Annotated in this window: 18 protein-coding genes; 7 read left to right on the top strand and 11 right to left on the bottom strand. The window is 60.6% G+C overall.

Features of this window, described 5'->3' with window-relative positions:
* Positions 1-104: 104 nt before the first annotated feature.
* Complete coding sequence (locus LG31_RS0117990; protein WP_033115790.1) at positions 105-2057, top strand: monovalent cation:proton antiporter family protein; 1953 nt, start codon at positions 105-107, stop codon at positions 2055-2057.
* A gap of 6 nt (positions 2058-2063) precedes the next feature.
* On the opposite strand, the gene LG31_RS0117985 is transcribed toward LG31_RS0117990, so the two are convergent.
* The 4 genes from LG31_RS0117985 to LG31_RS0117970 all read right to left on the bottom strand — a co-directional run bounded on the left by LG31_RS0117985 (position 2064) and on the right by LG31_RS0117970 (position 5585).
* Positions 2064-3209, bottom strand: coding sequence for a patatin-like phospholipase family protein (locus LG31_RS0117985; RefSeq protein ID WP_033115789.1), 1146 nt, complete (start codon positions 3207-3209; stop codon positions 2064-2066).
* 112 nt (positions 3210-3321) lie between these two features.
* Positions 3322-4200, bottom strand: coding sequence for an alpha/beta hydrolase (locus LG31_RS0117980; RefSeq protein WP_033115817.1), 879 nt, complete (start codon positions 4198-4200; stop codon positions 3322-3324).
* A gap of 71 nt (positions 4201-4271) precedes the next feature.
* A complete protein-coding gene (locus tag LG31_RS0117975; RefSeq protein ID WP_033115788.1) occupies positions 4272-4853 on the bottom strand; it encodes a TetR/AcrR family transcriptional regulator in 582 nt (193 codons plus the stop codon).
* 87 nt (positions 4854-4940) lie between these two features.
* On the bottom strand, positions 4941-5585 hold the full coding sequence (locus LG31_RS0117970) for a response regulator transcription factor (RefSeq protein WP_033115787.1): 645 nt from the start codon (positions 5583-5585) through the stop codon (positions 4941-4943).
* A gap of 168 nt (positions 5586-5753) precedes the next feature.
* Between LG31_RS0117970 and LG31_RS0117965 the strand changes: the two genes are divergently transcribed.
* The gene (locus LG31_RS0117965) at positions 5754-6380 is read left to right on the top strand and encodes a glutathione S-transferase (RefSeq protein ID WP_033115786.1); all 627 of its coding nucleotides are present in this window, start codon (positions 5754-5756) and stop codon (positions 6378-6380) included.
* 68 nt (positions 6381-6448) lie between these two features.
* Here the strand turns inward: LG31_RS0117965 and LG31_RS0117960 are convergent, their stop codons facing one another.
* The 5 genes from LG31_RS0117960 to LG31_RS0117940 form a co-directional block, all read right to left on the bottom strand.
* Positions 6449-8560, bottom strand: a complete 2112-nt coding sequence (locus LG31_RS0117960; RefSeq protein WP_033115785.1) for an alpha-amylase — start codon at positions 8558-8560, stop codon at positions 6449-6451.
* A gap of 229 nt (positions 8561-8789) precedes the next feature.
* Complete coding sequence (locus LG31_RS0117955; protein WP_033115784.1) at positions 8790-9956, bottom strand: hypothetical protein; 1167 nt, start codon at positions 9954-9956, stop codon at positions 8790-8792.
* Positions 9956-10327, bottom strand: coding sequence for a GtrA family protein (locus LG31_RS0117950; protein ID WP_033115783.1), 372 nt, complete (start codon positions 10325-10327; stop codon positions 9956-9958). Before LG31_RS0117950 ends, LG31_RS0117955 begins: the two co-directional genes overlap by 1 nt.
* Entirely contained in the window at positions 10327-11334 is a 1008-nt protein-coding gene (locus tag LG31_RS0117945) for a glycosyltransferase family 2 protein (RefSeq protein ID WP_033115782.1), read from the bottom strand. Before LG31_RS0117945 ends, LG31_RS0117950 begins: the two co-directional genes overlap by 1 nt.
* A gap of 53 nt (positions 11335-11387) precedes the next feature.
* A complete protein-coding gene (locus LG31_RS0117940; protein ID WP_033115781.1) occupies positions 11388-11933 on the bottom strand; it encodes a hypothetical protein in 546 nt (181 codons plus the stop codon).
* Between the two features lie 165 nt (positions 11934-12098).
* Between LG31_RS0117940 and LG31_RS21695 the strand changes: the two genes are divergently transcribed.
* The 4 genes from LG31_RS21695 to LG31_RS0117925 all read left to right on the top strand — a co-directional run bounded on the left by LG31_RS21695 (position 12099) and on the right by LG31_RS0117925 (position 15086).
* Positions 12099-12380, top strand: coding sequence for a hypothetical protein (locus LG31_RS21695; protein WP_152598431.1), 282 nt, complete (start codon positions 12099-12101; stop codon positions 12378-12380).
* A 211-nt stretch (positions 12381-12591) separates the two neighbouring features.
* On the top strand, positions 12592-14076 hold the full coding sequence (locus LG31_RS0117935) for a L,D-transpeptidase family protein (protein ID WP_033115780.1): 1485 nt from the start codon (positions 12592-12594) through the stop codon (positions 14074-14076).
* A 163-nt stretch (positions 14077-14239) separates the two neighbouring features.
* Entirely contained in the window at positions 14240-14785 is a 546-nt protein-coding gene (gene mepK / locus LG31_RS0117930) for a peptidoglycan L,D-endopeptidase MepK (protein WP_033115779.1), read from the top strand.
* Positions 14786-14834: 49 nt separating this feature from the next.
* Positions 14835-15086 carry a lipoprotein gene (locus LG31_RS0117925; protein WP_033115778.1) on the top strand — a complete coding sequence of 84 codons (252 nt, stop codon included), beginning with the start codon at positions 14835-14837 and terminating at the stop codon, positions 15084-15086.
* 85 nt (positions 15087-15171) lie between these two features.
* On the opposite strand, the gene LG31_RS0117920 is transcribed toward LG31_RS0117925, so the two are convergent.
* Both LG31_RS0117920 and cysZ read right to left on the bottom strand, forming a co-directional pair.
* Positions 15172-15786 (bottom strand): trimeric intracellular cation channel family protein, encoded by a 615-nt coding sequence (locus LG31_RS0117920; RefSeq protein ID WP_033115777.1) that lies wholly within the window; start codon positions 15784-15786, stop codon positions 15172-15174.
* Between the two features lie 144 nt (positions 15787-15930).
* Positions 15931-16695 carry a sulfate transporter CysZ gene (gene cysZ, locus LG31_RS0117915; RefSeq protein ID WP_033115776.1) on the bottom strand — a complete coding sequence of 255 codons (765 nt, stop codon included), beginning with the start codon at positions 16693-16695 and terminating at the stop codon, positions 15931-15933.
* Between the two features lie 110 nt (positions 16696-16805).
* Here cysZ and LG31_RS0117910 point away from each other — a divergent pair, with 110 nt between their 5' ends.
* Positions 16806-20180 carry an AAA family ATPase gene (locus LG31_RS0117910; RefSeq protein ID WP_033115775.1) on the top strand — a complete coding sequence of 1125 codons (3375 nt, stop codon included), beginning with the start codon at positions 16806-16808 and terminating at the stop codon, positions 20178-20180.
* Positions 20181-20185: the final 5 nt, after the last annotated feature.

Below are 20185 nucleotides of genomic sequence, written 5' to 3'. Positions count from 1 at the left end.
CCACTTGACTGCTCCCCTTCACCTGCAATTGGCATGCCCAATATATGTTTCCAGAGCCAAGGATCGGCTGACTAGACTTAAGTTGATAAAAAGGAGGGGAAAATTTGTACACAGACCTGCTGATCCTGCTCTTCGCCGCTGTCCTGCTGGTGGCAATTTTCCGACGCTTCGGCTTGCCGGTGATCCTCGCCTACCTGATTGCCGGCGTACTGCTAGGCCCGCACGGGTTGGCGGTGATCACCGGCCAGTCGATCATGCAGACCATCGCCGAGCTGGGAATCGTCTTTCTGATGTTCTCGCTGGGGCTGGAGTTCTCCCTCCCCAAGCTGCTGGCGATGCGCTATCTGGTGTTGGGGGTGGGCGGTTTGCAGGTGCTGCTCACCTCGCTGCTCTTCTTCTGGTTTGGCTGGCATCTGGGGCTGAGTCTGGCGCAGGCGCTGGTGGTGGGGGGCACGCTGGCGCTCTCCTCTACGGCGGTGGTGATCAAGCAGCTGGGTGAGCAGAAGCAGCTCCATACCCGTCGCGCCCAGTTGGGGGTGAGCGTGCTGCTGTTTCAGGATCTGGCGGTGGTGCCCCTGCTGGTGATGATCCCCATTCTGGCCGAGCCACAGGTGCAGGGCAGTGCGCTGATTGCCGAGATCGCCTGGGCGATTCTCAAGGGGAGTTTCGCCCTGTTGAGCCTGCTGGCGGTGGGCAAGTGGTTGTTGCCGCTGCTGTTTCATGAGGTGGCGCGGGCCCGCTCCGACGAACTGTTCGTGCTGAGCGCCCTGCTGGTGGCGCTGCTGGCCGCTTTCATGACCTATTCGCTCGGTCTTTCGATGGCGCTGGGGGCCTTTCTGGCCGGCATGATGCTGGGGGAGTCCCACTATCGCCATCAGCTTGAAGTGGATATCAAGCCCTTTCGCGACGTGCTGATGGGGCTCTTTTTCATCACCATCGGGATGAACATGGACTGGGAGCTGGTGGCACAGGCATGGTGGCAGGTGTTGCTCTGTGTGGTGCTGCTGGTGCTCTGCAAATCCCTGCTGGTGCTGCTGGCCGGCCGGCTGATGGGAGAGCGCAAGCGCGACAGCATGGCGGCCGGCATCATGCTGAGTCAGGTGGGGGAGTTCGGCTTTGTGCTGCTGGCGTTGGCACTCCATCACGGCCTGCTGGATCCGCAACTGGTCTCCCGGCTGATCGGCATCGGCATCATCTCCATCGCCATGACCCCCTGGCTGGTTACTCAGGCCCACTCGCTGGCTCGCAGTCTGACCGATCCGGCGCTGTTGACCCGCTCCGAAGTGGCCCAGTCCGGGCTCAGCAAGAGCCAGCACGTCATCATTGCCGGGTTTGGTCGGGCGGGGCAGACCTGCGCCCGTTTTCTCAAGCTTGAGGAGATCCCGTTTCTGGCGCTCGACCTTGACCCGGAGCGGGTGAGCGAGGCCAAGCTGGCAGGGGAGCAGGTGGCCTTTGGCGATGCCAGCCGGCGCGATATCCTGCTGGCGGCCGGTCTGCTGCGGGCCCGGCTGGTGATCATCACCTTTGACGATCGCAAGCGGGTGGAGGCGATGCTGGCGTTGATCCGCGAGCTGGCAGGAGAGCTCAAGGTGCTGGTGCGTACCCGGGATGACAGCTTCCTCGAGCACTACAAGCAGGCGGGGGCTTTCGAAGTGATCCCGGAGTCTCAGGAGGGGGCCCTGATGCTGGTCTCCCATCTGCTGGTCAATTGCGATATTCCCCTCGGGCGGGTGATCCGGCGCATGGAGCATGAGCGCAGCAGCCAGTACCGCTTTCTGCACGGCTTCTACTGGGGAGATCAGAGCGCCAACAACCTTGAGGCTGATCAGCTGCTGGAGCGCCTCCACCCATTGATGTTGCATGATCAGGCTTGGGCTGTGGGGCGCGAAGTGCGGGAGCTGCCGCTGGATGAGGTGAGGATCAAGGAGGTTCAGCGTGGCGATCAGATGCTGGAGCCTCGGGATGAGCTGACCCTGCAGGCTGGCGATCGGCTGATCCTGTTTGGTACCGCGGTCGCCATCGAGCAGGCGGAGCAGCGCCTGCTCGAGGGGCGCTGAGAAGCGTTACTCTCTCTCCCTCGGCTGAGCCTCTATGCCGAGAAAGTCGATCACCCGGGCCTGCTCCCTCAGGGTGTCCCGATAGCCCAGCTTGATCAGCTGCTGGCAGTAGCCCGGATAGAACATCAGAAAACTGGCCAGACTGCTGGTCTCATCCCCCTTCACCCCCAACACGCGCAACAGGCGGCGCAACTGCACCGGCAGCTTGCGCAGATAGGCCAGCGCGATGGCATCGAGATCTTCGCTTGGCTTGAGCACGCAGGTCTCCACCCGCTTCAGCTTGAGGCGATTGCGCTCCCGCTCCGGAATAAGATCCAGAGTCTGGTTGATACGCCACAGCCGCTCCAGATCGGAGTTGAGGGTGTCGGTAAAGACGGTATCGAGCAGATGGCTGGCGATATTGGAGCTGGTGAGATGGCCGTGATGATGGGTCGGTGCCGAGTGGGCTGGCGGATCCAGGGTGATCAGCAGGATCCGCTCCGCCCCCAGATGGATGGCGGGGCTGAGCGGGCTCAGCTGATGGATGGAGCCGTCGCCGTAGAACTTGTCGCCGATATGGGTGGCCGGAAAGACAAAGGGGAGCGCCGAGGAGGCGAGCAGATGATCCGAGGTGAGCAGGGTGCGCACCCCGCGCCGTCTGGCTCGCTCCCAGGGATGGTGGTCGGCCCGCCCCTGAAAAAAGGTGGTGGAGAGACCGTCGTCGTAGTCGGATGCCGTGATGGCAAGCGCCTCCAGACTGCCGTAGAGGATGTTGTCATCGATGCGGTGATAGTCGATGAGCTGATCCAGCAGGCGGCGCAGCGGCGCGTTGTCAAACAGATGAAAGGCGTGGTTGGTGTCGGGATTGATGAGGCCGGCCGAGCCTTCGTACATCAGTCGCCACAGCAGGCGCCCCGGGTGAAAATCGAAGATGTGGTGGGTCTCGAAGCGGCGCCAGACCCACTCCAGCTTGCGCACCCCCAGATGAAAGCTGGAGGCGTAGCAGGCGAGCGCGGTGACGTTGATGGCCCCGGCTGAGGTGCCACACAAAATGGGAAAGGGGATGCCGAGATTGCGCGGATAGAGCTCCGCCACGGCCTTGAGGGCGCCGACCTGATAGGCGGCGCGCGCTCCGCCTCCGGTGAGCAACAACGCTGTATTGGGTCTGGCCATATGCTGGCGCCTTATAGTGTTCTGACAAGGATGTTCCCACTGACAAATTAACTATAAGGCGCTGTATCAAATATAAAAACGGGCGCTTGCCCGTTTTTTTCATGGTCCCCTGTCAAAGGGCACGGTGGGGATTTTCCGGTCGTGCCAGCTGATCGAAGGCAGCGAATACCGGCGCACTGGCGAGAATGCGGCCGTGGCCCAGACCCCGGGTGCTCACCAGCCGGGTATGACCATCCTGGCTGGCCCGCAGGGAGTCGCTATGGGGGGCGAATCTGTCCTCTTCGTCGTGCACTATGATGGCCTCGCCGCTGCGACTGGCAAGGCGACCCAGTGGATCGACCGTGCTCAAGGGGTGCTGATACTCCTGTTCAATCTCCTTGACCACCGCATCGAACAGCCGGATGGAGTAGCCGGAGCGTGCCACCATGCCGTAGAGCTGGGGCACATAGTCGAGCACCGGCGAGATGAGCAGCAGCGGCAGCCCGTCAAGATCCTGCTGGCGGCTGGAGAGGGTGACGGCGCCCCCCATGCTGTGGGCGATAACCCCATGGACAGGGCCCACTTCCGTAGCCAGCCGGGCAGCCAGCTCGTCGAAGGCGCGCACGAAGCGGGGCAGGTGGCCGGTATGGCCGGCGCTGTGGCCGTGGGCCGGGTGATCGTAGGCAATGGCCGTAAAACCCTGCGCAGCGATATGGCTCATCAGCGGATAGAACTGGCTGGCACTGCCTGACCAGCCGTGCATCAGCAGCCAGAGCGGCCCCTGACCGAGCCGGTAGCTCATCAGCGTCCCTTCGCTGGTATGGACGGCCTGCTTGACCAGACCGGCTGGCGCTGCGTTGTCCCGCTGGTTGCGCTGGGGGGTCAGCAGCAACTTGCTGGCGGTGCGCTTGGCATGGCCGGGGGCCAGGGTATGGTGCAATCGGGTGCCGATCCCCAGCAGCCATTTGCTCGGGCTGAAGCGGCGGGTGTTGAAGTAGATCTTGCTGCTCATGGTCATCCGGTGGTTTTTATGTGCGAACGGTCGTGCTTTTTTGTCGGTTTTAAAAAAGGATTGCCAGGAGATCAGCACCAGCTGGCGAGCAGATCTTCCACTTCGGGCCAGAAGTGGCGGGCCGGATCCTGACACAGATTGAGGGCGTTGAACACCTGATCCGCCAGATAGAGGCCATAGAGGCGGTAGACGGCACGCCAGGGATCCATCCCCTCGCGCCACTCCCCCTCCAGCTGTCCCTGTGCGACCTGACGAGCCAGATAGTCGAGCCAGAAGCGCACCAGCTGGCGGGCGGCCTGCTGCACCTCACCCTCCTGCGCCGAAGTCCAGGCATCGAGAAACATGCAGCGTCCGGCAAAGCTCTGGTTCCAGGCCAGCCAGGCCTGCAACAGGGCGATCAGCTTGTCGTGCTGACTCTGGTGTTCCTGCTGGCGCACCGGCTGGATCACCCGCTCGCGAAACACTTCGGCAGCGTACTCCAGCACGGCGATCTGCAGATTGTCGCGAGAGTGAAAGTGGGCGAACAGGCCGCTTTTTGACATCTCGCAGGCGTTGGCCAGCGAGCCGATGGTCAGGCTCTCCAGCCCTTGCTGGCTCGCCTGCTCGAAGGCTGTCTGCAAAATGTTTTCCCGGGTCAGGCGCCCCTTGCTCATCACGATCTCCTCATGGCTGGTGGCAGCATAAAGTACGATCGTGCTATTTGTCGAGCGGCAGATAAGTTGCGGGCTGGATGGGAGGGCTCAACCCTCCTTGATATCCATCTGTTGCAACGCGATGACCGCCTGAGTGCGGTTCTTGACCCCGAGTTTGCGGAAAATAGCCGTGATATGAGCCTTGATGGTGGCCTCGGAGACGTTGAGTTCCCAGGCAATCTGCTTGTTGAGGCTGCCGTCGCGCAGCATGATCAGCACCTTGTACTGCTGGGGGGTGAGGCTGGCCAGCTTGCTGGCGAAATCGGGGCCATCTTCCGATTCGGGATGGAGCGAGATCCCCTCCGGCACCCAGTTATCGCCCCCGATCACCGTATTGAGGGCGGTGACCAGCTCCTTCATCGGCGCCGATTTGGGGATGAAGCCGAGCGCGCCAAGGCGCAGCACCTGCTGGATGATGGCGGGGTCCTCCGAGGCGGATACCACCACGACCGGCAGGTCGGGATACTGGCCGCGCAGGTGAGCCAGTCCTTCAAAGCCGTTGGCGCCCGGCATCTTGAGATCGAGCAGCAGCAGGTCGACCTCAGGATGCTCGCCGAGGAGGTGGGTAAGGCTGTCGATGGAGTCCGCTTCCAGCAGATGGGCATCGTTGATGGCCATGTGCACCGCTTGATAGAGGGCGCCCCGAAACAGGGGGTGGTCATCTGCGATGACGATGGTAAATTGGCTGTCCATATCTCAGTTAATGGCTCACATGGTTGCTAACTGATTGTTTTGAAAAATCAAACTAGCATCGCTCATCGGGAGGGTCAAACCTGCCTGTGCGCAAATGTGAAGCGGGCGCCGGATGTCGTGCCAAGAGGCCGACGGGGCGTAAAGCGCAAGTCCCTGCAGGAGGCAAAGATGGGAGTTCTGGTATTGACGGTGGGCACGGGCTCCACCTGGGCGATGCGGGCGGCACTGGTGCTGGCCATGAGCGGCCTGACATGGCAGGAGCAGGTGTTCGATCTGGAAGATGCCAAGTCGTTGGTGCGGCTCAAGCGGGTGGCGCCTGCCGGGTTGGTGCCCTGGCTCGAACACGATGGCGTGCGGGTACACGACTCGCTGGCTATCGCCGAATATGTTCACGAGCTGTGCCCCGATCGCCAGCTCTATCCCGCATCTCAGGCCGAGCGGGCGCTGGCTCGCAGCCTTTGCGCCGAGTTGCACGCCGGTTTTCGCCAGATCCGCACTCTGCTCCCCTTTTTCCTCGGTGCTCCCACCCGCATCGAGCCGCCGGTTGAGGCGGTGGGCGAACTGGCCCGTTTGCAGGAGATCTGGTCGCAGACGCGGGGCCCCTTCTACTTTGGCGAGGCGGGCATTGTCGATGCCTTCTATGCGGTGATGGCCTATCGGCTGGCCAGCTATGGTATCCAGTTGCCCGGTCAGGCGGGGGTCTATCAGCAGGCACTGCTGGCCTGGCCGTTGTGGCAGGAGACCCTGGTCAAAGCGCGCCTGCAGTGGCCGGCGGCTGTACGCCAGACGCAGTAAGCCGATAGACGTGCAAAAGAGAGGGGAGCCACTGGCACCCCTCTCTTGTTTTCTCAGCCTCTTCGCCTCTATTTTTGCCGGCCGGCGAACACGATAACCACCTTGTCATCCCCCTTCTCCCGCACGAAGGCATAGGGGCTGTCGGCCAGTTTTTTGTGACTGCCAGCCGCCACCGCCGGGTGGGCGGCACGGAACTGGCCGAGCCGCTGCCAGTGCTTGAGCAGCTCGGCCTTGTCGCCGCTGGCCAGCTCCTGCCAGTTCATGTCAGAACGCAGCGCCTGATCGAACACGCCGCCATCCTTGGCGAGCCCCCGGCCTGACTCATCGCCGTAGTAGATCTGGATACCGCCCGGCAGCAACATAAAGCTGCTGGCAACCCGGCGCTGCAGCGGCACGTCCTGATAGTCGCCGAAGAACAGTTTGGTGTCGTGGGAGCTGATGTAGCTCAGCACGTTGAACTCGGGATCCTGATTGATGCGGCTGGCGTAGCTGGCGTAGGTGGGCTCGGCGCTGGCCAGACACTGGGCCTGGGGCAGGGCGAACTCGCGCTGGTAGTCGAAGTTGATCAGTGAATCGAAGCCATTCTGATACCAGAAATCCTTGGCAACCCCGTGATCCCACACCTCGCCCACCATGTAGAAGGGTAGGTCGTCGAGCTTCTTGGTCGGGTTGGCGGCCTTCCACTCCTTAAGCGCCGCCGTGCCAGCCTGCTTGAGGCGGGCCCACACCTCGGGCTCCAGGTGTTTGACGGTATCGGCCCGAAAACCGTCGATGCCAAAGCGGCGTACCCAGTCGGTGTGCCAGGCGATGAGATAGTCGCTCACGGTGGCGTTGGGCAGGGCCTTGGCCTTGGTATCTTTTTTCGCCGTCAGCAGCTGCGGCAGCCCCACCGGCTTGGTGGATTCGGTCAGGAAGTCCGGCAGCCCCGCCACCGAGCCGGTGACGTCGTCGGTGCCGGGCTGCGGGTAGCCGGGCAGGCCAGCCCGCACCCAGTCACCGCTCCACCACCTGTCCCACTTCGGCGACTGGTAGTCGATGAACTGGTTGTAGCCATGCCAGTTGAGGCCACCGCTCGGGCGCCACTGGTTCCAGACGGTCGGCAGCTTATCTGTGTTCCGGGTGAGATCGGTGAGCCCCAGATCCTGCAGGTCAGCAAGGGTGGCGTAGCCAGCGTGGTTCATCACCACGTCGAGGATGATGCGCATGCCGCGCTTGTGCGCCTCGTCCACCAAGGTTTTGAGACTCTCCTCGTCACCGTAGTTGGGATCTATCTTGGTGAAATCGAGCGCCCAGTAGCCGTGATAGGCGTAGAAGGGGAAGCTGCCCTGCTCGCCGCCCCCGATAAAGCCATGCACCTGCTCCACCATGGGGGTGATCCAGATGGCGTTGATGCCAAGCTGCTTGATGTAATCGAGCTTGGCGGTCAGCCCCTTGAAGTCGCCGCCGTGCCAGGTGGCCACTTCATCCTGACCATCCTTTTGGCGCCCGAAGCTGTGGTCATTGGCGGGATCGCCATTGTTGAAGCGGTCGGTCAGCAGGAAATAGACACTCGCCTGATCCCAGCTGAACGGTGCTGGCTTGGCCGCCTTGATTGGCTCAAGCAGCAGCAGGCCGCCGCTCTCTTTGCTCGGCGTCAGGGTCAGCTTGCCGCCCTTGACCACACTCTCCTGACCGGAGTAGGCATCCCGCAACCGGGTGCCGTCGGGCCAGACTCCTTTCAGGGATACGGTAACCGGGCCGCCATCCCAGCTGATGCAGGGCTCCTCCGGCGGCTGGCGCTTGAACTCGCTCTTCTTGGTCGCCCGCAGCACCTTGAGGCTGGGGGTATCCGGGTTGAAGGTGAACTGATAATCCCCCGCCAGCATCACTCGCAGGTTAAAGCTCTGCCCCTTGCTGCACTTGTCCATGGGCTGGGCGGTGCCGAAGGGGAGAGGCTTGCTTTCGCTCGGGCCGAAGCTGGTACCGCAACTGTTGTCCGCGTCGCTGATGCGGATCTGGTGGCTCCCCTTGGCGAGGGTGTGGGTCAGCTCGACCGTCCCCTTGTCCAGCGCGATCGGAGTCGCTACCGGCTGGCCATCCACATAGAGGTGAACCTCGGGAGCGGCCATGGCCTGACCGATCAACAGAGGGCTGGCCAGCAGGGCGAGCCAGAGAGGGGATAAGTTGGGAGCGCGACGCATAAGCCATTCCTTGAGCTGGGCAGTTCGGACAAGGGCCCATTCTAGGAGGAGCAAGGAGAGCCTTGGATCGGCAAAATGCCGATTTGTGACATCAGTTCAAATGGTTACGTTTTCAAGCCGAGCAAAGTGTGACGGGGAGTGGCAGGGGGAGCGCTGCTGATAAAAATAGCGGCCATAAAAAATGCCGGTCAGTTGACCGGCATTTGAGGTTTCAGCTATCGCCGTCATATCAGACGGTGAAGAACTTGAAGTTGACGAAGGCCACCGCAATGAAGGAGGCGACCATGCCGCTGATGCAGAGCACCGCCGGGCGCATGGCAGGCCAGCGATGGGTCAGCAGGATCAGCGCCAGCATGGTCGGGTAGAGACCGAACATGTAACGCGGCATGGCGTTGAGGCCGGTCATCAGCGGAATGGTGCAGCAGATGAACATCAGGGTCGCTTCGGCCCAGCGCTTCTGGCTGAACAGGTAGAGGTTCAGACCCCAGCCGAAGATCACCATGATGGAGAGGTAGGCCTTGCGACCACCCAGCTCGAAACCGCTCAGCCACCAGTCCAGCGGGCTGTCCATATAACGGCCCCACGCCACCTGAATGTGCTTGAAGGCCATCGCATCACCGGTGAGGTGATAGAGGTAAAGCATGTAGGCGAAGAGGCCAAAGGGGATCATCCAGAGGGTGAAAACCACCTTGAAGGCGCGCTCGGTGAAGCGGAAGAACTCGCGCCAGCCGTAAGCCTGCAGCGCCAAGATCAGCACCGGGAACACCATCATCACACCCAGGTTGCGGGTGGCGGAGATGAATACCCCGAGCAGCGCCACCATCAGCCACTGCTGCCGGTAGGCAAACAGGAACATCCCCAGCATCAGCGCCATAAAGGTCGACTCGGTATAACCGGAGACGAAGTAGGCGGAGAAGGGGGAGAAGGCCAGCAGCCAGACGCCGAAACGGGCGGTATCGTCACCCAGCTTGAGCTGGCGCAGCACCAGCAGCATCAGCGGCAGGCTGGCGAAGAAGGAGGCGTTGGCGACAATGATGAGGCCGATCAGGCTCTCGACATTGAGCAGGTTGGAGATGGCGCCGGAGACCATCGGATAGAGCGGCATGAAGGCCCAGTTGGCCGCATTGCCCTTGCTCAGCCAGCGCGGGTAGAGGTCGTAGCCGTTTTCGATGATGCGCTGGAACCAGACGCAGTCGAACTGGCAATAGGCCTGCAGTGGCCCGATACCGGGAGTGCCATAGAGCTGGACACCGAAGTAACCCATGCCATAAAGGGCAACGCGGCTCAGCACGAAGGCGGCGATGATCATCAGCCAGTCACGGCCGCTGATGCGCAGTGACGGGCGATAGGGGAGGCTGTCCCCGGGCAGGGAAGCGGTATTGGTCATGTCATTCATCAGGCAAAAACCCAGACGCGAGAGAGGATGTAGGTGAGTACAGTAACGGTCAGGGTGGCAATGACCACCGGGACGAGACCGGAGAGACCCGCAAACAGCAGACCGCTCAGGATCAGGTTACGCACCGCCAGTGAGAAGAGGGCGACCAGCAGAAACTTGCTGGCGGCTCCCTGCTTCTGGAAGGTGATGTAACGGTGACCGAAGAACGAAAACCAGAAGGCGACGGCGAAAGCCAGAGTCGTCACCAGATGTTCGGAGATGGTTGGCCAGGTGTGAAACAGGGCGATGGAGGTGCCCAGATCGACGAGGGTAGCCCCCCCGCCGACAAAACCGAAACGAACCAGCCGCCAGAATTCCTCGCGGGAGATCATCAGGACGCTTGCTCCTGCTGCTCTTGTTGCTCGTCATCCTGCTTGTTGCCCGCCTCCTTGGCGTACTGGCCGTAGACACCCTCGATGAGGTAGACAGGGCGCTGTTTCACCTCCACGAACATGCGGCCGATATACTCGCCGATGATACCGAGTGACAGCAGCTGGATACCGCCGAGGAACAGCACCACCGACATCAGAGAGGCATAACCCGGTACGTCGATACCGAAGAAGAGTACCTGGGTGATGATTTTCAGGATGTAGAGGAAGGCGACCAGAGAGACGCTCACGCCCACGTAGCTCCACACCCGCAGCGGCCAGCTGGAGAAGCTGAGCAGACCGTCGAGGGCGAAGTTCCACAGTTTCCAGTAGTTGAACTTGGTCTCGCCGGCATGACGGGCGGGACGCTCGTAGGGAACGCCAACGGCACGGAAACCGGCCCAGGCAAACAGCCCCTTCATGAAGCGGTTGCGCTCGGGCAGTTGCTTGATAGCCTCAACCACCTTGCGGTCGATCAGACGGAAGTCACCGGCGTTCTCCGGCAGCTTGGTGCTGGTGGATAGGGCGTTGAAGAAGCGGTAGAAGCCGCCGGCAGTCAGACGTTTCATCGGGGTATCGGCGCTGCGATCGACGCGGATGCCGTAGACGGTGTCGTAGTCACCGGTTTGCCACAGTTTGACGAACTCCAGGATCAGGGCGGGAGGATCCTGCAGATCCACGTCCATCGGTACGACGGCGTCCCCTTTGGCCTGATGCAGACCGGCGGTGAGGGCAGCCTCTTTACCAAAGTTGCGGGCCAGGTTGACCAGGGTTACGCGGGGATCGCGGGCGATGGCCTGCTCGACCACTTCACGGGTGCGATCACGGCTGCCATCGTTGACGAATACAATTTCAAGCTGGTCTTTCAGCGGGGCCAGTTCGTTGTCTATCGCGTTGATGAAGGCATCGATGCTCTCTTCCTCGTTGTAAACGGGAACGACCAGAGAGAGTCGAAAATCTGGATACGACATAAGAACGTCCTTATTGGATAGTAGTTTTTATAAAACGGTGTTCAGGGCAAATATCACTGGGCAACGGTCAGGCGCACTGATTGAACGTTGATGGGGGTTGGTGCCGAGAGCGCCAGAAAATTGGGGCGCTTGGGATCTGCGGTGAGGGAATCCCCCGGCAGGCTGAGACGGATTTCGTTAATCCCGGCCTTGGCCAGTTTGACTGTAGTGGTAAAGTCGTGACCGAGCGCCACCTGCAGCAGAGCGCCCGCTTGCGGGCTGTTGACGCGAGCGTGGATGGTCAGCTCTTCCGGATTGGCAGCCTGCTTGGGCAGTACGAAGTAGAGGCCGCCCTTGCCGCTCAGCTGGGTGCCTTCCTCGCTCGGTTTTTTAGCCCAGCCTTCGCTCGACAGGAAACGGCTCGGTTTGGTGAGGTTGAGCTCGTTGCCCGGCAGATAGGTCATGCTGGAGTTGTGTTCCCAGAAACGGGTTTTCCCCTCCAGATAATAGAGTCGGTAGGCCAGACTCACGTTGGGGTGAGCCGCCAGATAGAGGGTGTAAAGATAGAAACCGCTCAGCGCCAGGATGGCGGTCAGAAAACCAAACTTTTTATACGTCATATCACTCTCTACGCCTGACTGAAATTGGTAGGCAGATCTCGCGCATATGCTAATCCAATTGCAAAAAAAGCATAGTGGATCACAAAAAAATATTTGGTCACATATTAACCCCTTTTGCTCGATGCTCCAAACCCTACTCGACTGTTTGTTGATAAAACAAACATTATGGAAGTAGCTGATTACAAAGGAATGCTTCTCTTTGGCATAAGAAAAGGGTGCTCTTTGCTGCGTCATTTTCTTGCGGATGGCGTTACTGGCGTTACTGATAGTTCCAATAGCACTGATATGAGCCCCTTTTTTACCGGTTTACCCCTTCAGTCAGTCGAGGTGGCAGTCGATAAACCTGGAGCGTTTCGGGCTGACCTCATTAGCCAGGGCGTGGTTATCACACACCGGCTGACCACCTGCTCTGTAGCGGCTTTACGCATGTCGGTGCAGCACTGGTGAGCACCTTGCTTTTATTTGGCGATTGGCGGTCGGATGCTGGCTCTTCCGCTCGCAGCAACGGGGGAATTGGCCGATTGCGATTCAATCAATGACAATGAAATTATCTGGTGGCGCTATGTTCCGGGGTGCTGGCAAAGTGATAGCCATTCACGCATCATGAGCAGCCGGACCAGAGGGTCTGACAGAGTGAACACATCGTTTTGAGGTATCCATGGGGATGAAGTATTGGCTGGCCCTTGCCAATCTGGTCTGGTTTGGCTGTTTGCCTGCCGGAGTAGTGCATGCGGCCGAGGCACAGGTGGTAGTCGCTGCCAGCAAAACCCAGCATGACTGGTATCAGGGCAGCAAGGCCGAACAGGCCCGTATCGAGTTGGAGCAGCAGCTGCAGGAAGCGGTACTTGCCCAGCTCCATCCCGATTTTTTCAAGCTCTGGCGACGGATGCAGGCAACTCCTGCTGCGGCGCGGGGCGCTATTTATGACGAAGCGTTCGCCAAGCTGGGTCGCTTTCAGTATGCCTGGCGGTCGATGGATCTGGTCTCCCGGGAACAGATGAAGACGCTCAAGTTCGATCTGAACCGTCCCGTGGTCACCAAACCAAGCGATGATGACCTGCTCACTCAGGTGAAATCGCTGCGCCCTCAGGTGGCTGAATATGATGCGGTGCGGGAGAAGGTCCACAAGCTTTTGGCGATGCCGATGGCCAATAAGTGGCCCACCCTCGACATGCCGACCCTGCGTGCCGGTGAGAGCTCTGACGAGCTTGGCCAGATCCGTACCATGCTCAACGAGCTGGGAGATAGCGCGCCCAGGCACGGCGATGCCATCTATGACGCCGATACCGAACAGGCTATCAAGCAGTTCCAGCGTCGTCACGGTCTGACCGCCGACGGCGTGATCGGCCGTCAGACCCGCTCCTGGCTCAATACCGGGCCGCAAGTACGTGCCAGCCTGCTGCTGCGTAACCTGTGGCGCCGTGATCTGGTCGATCAGCTGAGCAAACCCCGTTATGTACTGGTCAACATTCCTGACTATCGCCTGAGCGTGGTGGAGTCCGGTAACGAGGTCTTTACCAGCCGGGTCATCGTCGGCAAGGAGCAGCGTGCTACACCCATCCTCGCCAGCGAAATTCGTTCCATCGTGCTCAACCCCTCCTGGCATGTGCCGCGCTCCATTCTGAGCAAGGATATTCTGCCCAAGCTGAGTCGCGATCCTGCCTATCTGAGTCGTGAGCAGTTCGATGTGATCGATGGCGAGGGCAATCCGGTCCAGTTCACCGAAGAGGGGTGGCGTCAGGCGCTGGCCGCCGGTTTCCCTTATCGTCTGCGGCAAAAGCCGGGCGATCACAACGCGCTCGGTCGCTACAAGTTCTACCTGCCCAACAACGAGGCCATCTACCTCCACTCGACCCCGCGCAAATCCCTGTTTGAGCAGGGGGCTCGCGCCTTCAGCTCGGGTTGTATCCGGGTCGAGCATGCCGATGATCTGGCCGAACTGCTGCTGGCAGACTCCCGCTACCAGCCGGACAAGGTGGCGTCGATCCTCAAGGAGAGCGAGACCAAGTGGTTGCCGCTGACCAAGCCAATTCCGGTGTTTACTGTCTACTGGAGCAGCTGGATCGACGAAGATGGTCGTCAGCAACTGCGCAACGACATCTACGGATTTGATCGGGTCAGCTTCCAGAGCCGTCTGCTGTGATCCCTGCCACAGAGTGAAAAGCCCGGCCATGGCCGGGCTTTTTCATGGGCGAGAGAGGTTTGACATGATCCCGGCCTGGAGGTAGTTTCAAGCGCCTGAACCGAATTCATTGAACAATCTTTATTCAACCATGTCGCTTGAATCTGCGATGGACGGACCCCTTATGCTGGAACAAGAGATAAGTCGTCGTCGCCTGTTGCTGGGAGCCGGTTGCCTGCTGGGTAGCTCGCTGGTCTCTTTCCCGGCGCTGGCAAGCCGCAGTACCACTGGTCGTGAACTGAGCTTTTTCAATCTCAACACCGGTGAGCGGGCAAGGGTCAGTTATTGGGAAAATGGCCGCTATCTGAATGACGGGCTGGCCGAACTGAACCATATCTTCCGCGACTATCGTCGCAATGAAGTGTTCGACATCGATACCAAGCTGTTCGATCAGCTCTTCCTGCTGCAGCACAAACTGGGGCGGCGAGGGGAGATCCAGCTCATCTCCGGTTATCGGGCTCCGGCGACCAATCGCCAGAAGCGCCGCAGAAGCCGCGGGGTTGCCAAGCATAGCTACCACACCTTGGGACAGGCGGTCGATGTGCGCATTCCCGGCGTGCAGCTGGCCAATCTGCGCAAGGCTGCGCTCCATCTCAAGGTGGGTGGGGTCGGCTACTACCCCCACGACAACTTTGTTCACCTCGATACCGGCCCTGTACGAAGCTGGTGATCACCCGGGTCAACCTGTTAGGCTCCAATCATTGAGAGAGGAGAGACAGATGAAACGTTTGGTAACGGGGATCCTGATCGCCCTGGCATTGACCGGTTGCAGCAAGCTCAACCGCGACAACTACGACAAGCTGAAGATGGGGATGAGCTACGCCGAGGCCAGCGCCATTCTGGGGAAAGCCGAGCATTGTGACGATGCACTGGGAACCACCAGCTGCATCTGGGGTAGTGATGGCAAGAACATCAAGATCCGCTTCATCGCCGACAAGGCGACCTTCTTCAGTTCGGAAGGGATTAACTGAGGCTGCAAGGGCCCATGAAAAAAGCGCCATACCGGCGCTTTTTTGTTGTCCGCAATCCGGGCTGTCTCGTCAAAAGCTGGCGTACTCAGTGGGTTGCGTATTGGTAGTTGAAGGTGGGCAATCCCCACTTGAAGCGAACTGCCAGGAGGCGCAACACAAAGCCGATGCCAATCGCCCCAAAGGCTGCCCAGTTGGTTGGCAGCCCCTGATCCAGCGCCAGGCAGTAGAGGGCTGCCGTGATGAGGGAAATGGCGGCATAGAGCTCGCGGCGAAACACCAGTGGAATCCGCTGGCAGAGCAGATCCCGCAGCACCCCGCCAAAGACCCCAGTCACTACCGCCATGATGCAGGCGATGCCGGCGCCATGTCCCATTTCCAGCGCTCTTGCTGCGCCGAAAATGGAGAAGACCACCAGACCCAGCGCATCGAGCGCCATAAAGAGCTTGCCGAGGTAGCGCATCAGCGGCGCCGAGATGACCCCGGCCATGGCCGAGCCCGCAACCAGCAGCACATATTCCGGATGCTCGACCCAGAGCAGGGGATAGTGCCCCAGCAGCACATCGCGGATGGTACCGCCGCCGATGGCGGTTGCCGAGGCGATGATCACCACACCAAACAGATCCATCCGTCGCCGGCCCGCTGCCAGCGCACCAGTCATCCCTTCGGCCACCAGGCCCAGCAAGAAGAGTGCATGTAACATGAGATATCCCAGGGTACGAGAAAGGCGAGCATCCTAACAACTCGGACTATATGGGACAAGCAAAGCAATATATCCATTATTTTAATTCATGCGAAAAAGCAAAAAGGCACCTTAATAGGTGCCTTTTTAATCACCGTTTGAGGATCAGCGGCGCAGCTGTTCCTGCCGGTAGTGATCGACCCAGATGGCGGTGGCGCCACAGATGGCGACCGGCATCACGAACAAGTTCACCACCGGAATGGCGGAGAAGAGGGTCACCAGAGCGCCAAAGCTGAGGCACTGGCCACGGCGCTGCTTCAAGGCATCGCGCATGGTGATGAAGTCGATCTTGTGGTTGTCGAACGGATAGTCGATGTACTGGATAGCCATCATCCAGGCGCTGAACAGGAACCAGAGCACGGGGGCTAAAGTCTGGCCGACCACGGGAATAAGGAAAAGGATGAGACAGCCGATCGCCTTGAACAGGTAGTACTTGAGCTTCTTCCACTCGCGACCGAAGGTGCGCGGCACATCCTTGACGATATCGAGCATGCCGCTGTCGTTGGGGGCCTCGCCGGTCAGGATCTGTTCCACCTTTTCAGCCAGCAGGCCGTTGAAGGGGGCGGCAATCCAGTTGGCGACCGAGCTGAAGATAAAGGAGAAGACCACCAGTATGGTGATGAGGGCGATCGGCCAGAGCAGGTAGTCCAGCCAGTTGAGCCAGGCCGGGATCTGCTGGTGCAGCCAGGCGAACAGGCCGTCGAGTTGCAACAGCAGAGCATAGAAGGCGCCGGCGAACAGCACGAAGTTGACCAGCAGGGGGATCAGCACGAAGGTGCGGATACCGGGCTGGCGGATGAGGGAAAAACCGCGCAGGAAGTAATCTGCACCGCTGATTGACGCTTTGACCATATGGGGTGATTGGCTCATATGAGCTCCATCTGTGCATGGGAAGACAGTCAGCATATTACAAACAAGCTTTTGATTTGGTAAAGTCGCCTGCCCGCCTCCCCTTTATTTAGCCACTGATACAGGTCGCCATGCGTCTGAAACTGATCAAACTCGCCGGCTTCAAGTCGTTTGTCGAGCCGACCCGCATCGAGCTCAATGCCGACATGACCGCAGTGGTCGGGCCCAATGGCTGTGGTAAATCCAACGTGATCGACGCCGTGCGCTGGGTGCTTGGCGAGAGCTCGGCCCGCCATCTGCGCGGCGAGAACATGACGGATGTCATCTTCAACGGCTCCGTCAACCGCACCGCTCATGCCCGCGCCTCGGTCGAACTGGTGTTCGACAATCCCCACAACCGGGTGCCCGGCGAGTTCGGCCGCTTTACCGAGATCTCGGTGCGTCGCGAAGTGCTGCGTGACGGCACCAACCACTATCAGATCAATGGCCAGAAGTGCCGTCGCAAGGATGTGACCGACCTCTTCCTCGGTACCGGCCTCGGTCCCCGCAGCTACGCCATCATCGAGCAGGGCACTGTCAGCCGGCTGGTGGAGTCCCGTCCCGCCGATCTCAAGCTCTTTATGGAGGAGGCGGCCGGCGTCTCCCGTTACAAGGAGCGGCGTCGCGAAACCGAGCAGCGCATTCGCCACACCCAGGAGAATCTGGAGCGTCTGGGCGATATCCGCGGCGAGCTGGGCTCCCGTCTCGACCACCTCAAGGCGCAGGCCGAAACCGCCGAGCGCTACAAACAGCTCAAGAGCCGTTCACGCGCCGCTCGCGCCGAGTTGATTGGCTCCGAGTTGTGGGCGCTGGAGACTCGCCTTGGCGAGGCCAAGAGCGAGCTGGCACAGGTCGAGCAGGCGCTGGCGGCGCTCGATGCCAAGCGCACTGCCGACGAGGGACGCCACGTCACCCTCTCGGTGGCTCGGCAGGAGGCGCAGGCCGAGCAGGCCAATCGGCAACAGCAGATTTTCCTTGGCGGGCAGGCCATCGCCCGTCTTGAACAGCAACAGCTGCACCAGAGCGAGCTTGGCCGTGACTTGCAGGCGCGAACTCAGGCTCTCGGGGAGCGCATCACCAGCCGCAAGGCGCAGCTGGCCAGCCAGCAGGAGCAGCTGACCGAAGGCGTACTGAGGGCCGAGCTGGAGGAAGCGCGGCTGGAGCAGTGTGAGCAGTTGCTCACCGAGCAGCAGGAAGCGCGACTGCGGGCCAGCGAGCAGCTTGAGCAGACCCGCCAGCGCCAACAACAGTGGCAGCAGCAGGTGACCCGACTGCAGGGCGAGCTTAACCAGACCCGGGCCCGGCTCGGTGTCTTGCATGAGCTGCAAGCCAAAACCCGACTTGCCCGTCTCAAGCTGGAGGATGAGCGCTCCGGCCCCATCGGCGCAGAGGATGCAGATCTGCAACCGACCCTCGAGATGCTGGGGGGCGAACTGGAGTTGGGCCGGGCGGCGGCCGAGGAGCTGGCGGCGCAGCTCGCGCAGGCCATTGAGGAGCATGAAGCACTCAAGCTCGCCCACAGCCAGCAGCAGGGATTGCTGCGAGAACTGGAGGCGCGTCTGACGACGCTGGATCAGATCCTTGGCGAGCAGATGGAAGGGGCGACTCTGGCGGATCGGCTGCACGTTGCCCCTGCATGGGCTCAGGCACTCGACAAGGTGCTGGGCCGCTGGCTCACCGCGACCCCTGCGGACGAGTGCAATCCGGCTTTGGACGGACTCTGGATTGGCCCGGCGCTGCCAGCCGTTGCCGGCACGCTGGCCTCCTTGATCAGCGGCGATCACGTTCCCGCCTTCCTCAACGCCATCTGGCTGGCCGATGACAGGGAAGAGGCACAGGCTCGCCAGCCAACCCTGCTGGCCGGTGAGTCGGTACTGACTCCTGTCGGCGACTGGTTGGGGCCGAACTGGGCGGATATTGGGCAAGGCGCCGCGCTCGGTACCATGGCGTTGCTGGGGGAACGTGAGCGGTTGCACATCGAGCAACGCGCTGCAGCCGACGTGCTGGCACAATTGAGCGAGCAGCTGGCAGCAGCCGACGAACGGCGGGCACGCATCGTTAATGCGCAGGAGTTGTCGCAGCGAACCCTGCGCGAGCAGGAGCAAAAATGGCAGCAACTGCGCGAAGCCTGGAGCTTGCAGCAAGGTCAGCGACAAGAGCGGCTGCTGCGGCTCGGCCAGCTTGGCGAAGAGCTGATCCGCCTCGATAAAGAGCAGGCCGAAGAGGCGCAGCGGCTGGCCGAGACCGAGCAACAGCTGGCGCTCGAAGAGGCGCGTCTGGCCGAGTTGCAGGAGCAGGGCGAGCCCCTGAGCGAAGCGCTGCAGGCGGCTCAGGATTTGGTGGGGCGCTGCGAGCGAGCGCAGGAAGAGGCGCGCGGGCGGCGCGAGCAGCAGCAGGCGACCTGTCAGCGTTTGCAGCTTGAGCTTGGCAACCTGCGCCAACTGATTGCGCTTGGTGAGGAGGAGCTGGCAAGGCTTGGGCTGGAGCTGGCCGGACTCAAGAGCCCGGAGAACGAAGCGATTCCTGATCTCGCCCCTTTGTTGGCCGAGCAGCGCAATCTGGAGGCACAGCAACTCGCCTGCCATCAACGGCTGGCGGAGCTGGAGCGCCAATTGAGCGAGCTGGATCAGGCGCGTAGCGCCGATCACAAGCAGCTGGTGGTGCTGCAGGAGAAGCTGGCGACCCTGCGCCTTGAGCGCGAGCGCAACCTCACCCGCCGGCAAGGGTTGCACGAACAGTTCGAAGAGCTGGGTGTACGACTGGTGGATCTCGATCAGGCGGTGCTGATTGCCGCTGATCGCGGCAAGCTGCGCCAGGAGATCCAGACGTTGGAGACGCAAGTGGAAGCACTTGGCGCCATCAACCTGGCTGCACTGGAAGAGTACGAAGAGGCGAAAACGCGAGCAACTTATCTGGAAAACCAGTGCCAGGATCTTGAGCAAGCGCTGGAAACCTTGAGCCAAGCCATTAAAAGAATTGATAAAGAGACACAAATACGCTTCCGGGACACTTTCGATAAGGTCAACGAAGATTTAAAATCCCTCTTTCCAAAAGTGTTTGGTGGGGGCAGTGCCTGGCTTGAGCTCACCTCCGATGATCTTTTGGAGGCCGGAGTGAGCATCATGGCGAGACCTCCGGGTAAGAAGAATGCTACCATTGCCCTGCTTTCCGGGGGGGAGAAGGCGTTAACCGCACTTGCGCTGGTTTTTGCCATCTTCAGACTCAATCCAGCACCTTTTTGTCTGCTGGATGAGGTGGATGCACCGCTCGATGAAGTGAACGTCGGTCGCTTCTGTTCTCTTGTCAAAGAGATGTCGAGCACAGTACAGTTCGTTTACATCAGTCATAATAAGGTCTCCATGGAGATGGCTGAGCAGCTGGTTGGCGTCACAATGCAAGAGCCCGGAGTTTCTCGCATTGTGTCAGTCGATATCGGTGAAGCCGTCGCTTTGGCTGAGCAAAACTAGAAAGA

The sequence above is a fragment of the Aeromonas lacus genome (genome assembly GCF_000764665.1).
Classification (GTDB): Bacteria; Pseudomonadota; Gammaproteobacteria; order Enterobacterales; family Aeromonadaceae; genus Aeromonas; species Aeromonas lacus.
This window is presented reverse-complemented; position numbering and strand designations above follow the sequence as displayed.

What these genes read in the sequence shown, in the direction of transcription:
- LG31_RS0117985 (WP_033115789.1), bottom strand. Translation starts at nt 3,209, where the DNA reads ATGGCCAGACCCAATACAGCGTTGTTGCTCACCGGAGGCGGAGCGCGC.
- LG31_RS0117980 (WP_033115817.1), bottom strand. Translation starts at nt 4,200, where the DNA reads ATGAGCAGCAAGATCTACTTCAACACCCGCCGCTTCAGCCCGAGCAAA.
- LG31_RS0117975 (WP_033115788.1), bottom strand. Translation starts at nt 4,853, where the DNA reads ATGAGCAAGGGGCGCCTGACCCGGGAAAACATTTTGCAGACAGCCTTC.
- LG31_RS0117970 (WP_033115787.1), bottom strand. Translation starts at nt 5,585, where the DNA reads ATGGACAGCCAATTTACCATCGTCATCGCAGATGACCACCCCCTGTTT.
- LG31_RS0117965 (WP_033115786.1), top strand. Translation starts at nt 5,754, where the DNA reads ATGGGAGTTCTGGTATTGACGGTGGGCACGGGCTCCACCTGGGCGATG.
- LG31_RS0117960 (WP_033115785.1), bottom strand. Translation starts at nt 8,560, where the DNA reads ATGCGTCGCGCTCCCAACTTATCCCCTCTCTGGCTCGCCCTGCTGGCC.
- LG31_RS0117955 (WP_033115784.1), bottom strand. Translation starts at nt 9,956, where the DNA reads ATGAATGACATGACCAATACCGCTTCCCTGCCCGGGGACAGCCTCCCC.
- LG31_RS0117950 (WP_033115783.1), bottom strand. Translation starts at nt 10,327, where the DNA reads ATGATCTCCCGCGAGGAATTCTGGCGGCTGGTTCGTTTCGGTTTTGTC.
- LG31_RS0117945 (WP_033115782.1), bottom strand. Translation starts at nt 11,334, where the DNA reads ATGTCGTATCCAGATTTTCGACTCTCTCTGGTCGTTCCCGTTTACAAC.
- LG31_RS0117940 (WP_033115781.1), bottom strand. Translation starts at nt 11,933, where the DNA reads ATGACGTATAAAAAGTTTGGTTTTCTGACCGCCATCCTGGCGCTGAGC.
- LG31_RS21695 (WP_152598431.1), top strand. Translation starts at nt 12,099, where the DNA reads ATGGAAGTAGCTGATTACAAAGGAATGCTTCTCTTTGGCATAAGAAAA.
- LG31_RS0117935 (WP_033115780.1), top strand. Translation starts at nt 12,592, where the DNA reads ATGGGGATGAAGTATTGGCTGGCCCTTGCCAATCTGGTCTGGTTTGGC.
- mepK (WP_033115779.1), top strand. Translation starts at nt 14,240, where the DNA reads ATGCTGGAACAAGAGATAAGTCGTCGTCGCCTGTTGCTGGGAGCCGGT.
- LG31_RS0117925 (WP_033115778.1), top strand. Translation starts at nt 14,835, where the DNA reads ATGAAACGTTTGGTAACGGGGATCCTGATCGCCCTGGCATTGACCGGT.
- LG31_RS0117920 (WP_033115777.1), bottom strand. Translation starts at nt 15,786, where the DNA reads ATGTTACATGCACTCTTCTTGCTGGGCCTGGTGGCCGAAGGGATGACT.
- cysZ (WP_033115776.1), bottom strand. Translation starts at nt 16,695, where the DNA reads ATGAGCCAATCACCCCATATGGTCAAAGCGTCAATCAGCGGTGCAGAT.
- LG31_RS0117910 (WP_033115775.1), top strand. Translation starts at nt 16,806, where the DNA reads ATGCGTCTGAAACTGATCAAACTCGCCGGCTTCAAGTCGTTTGTCGAG.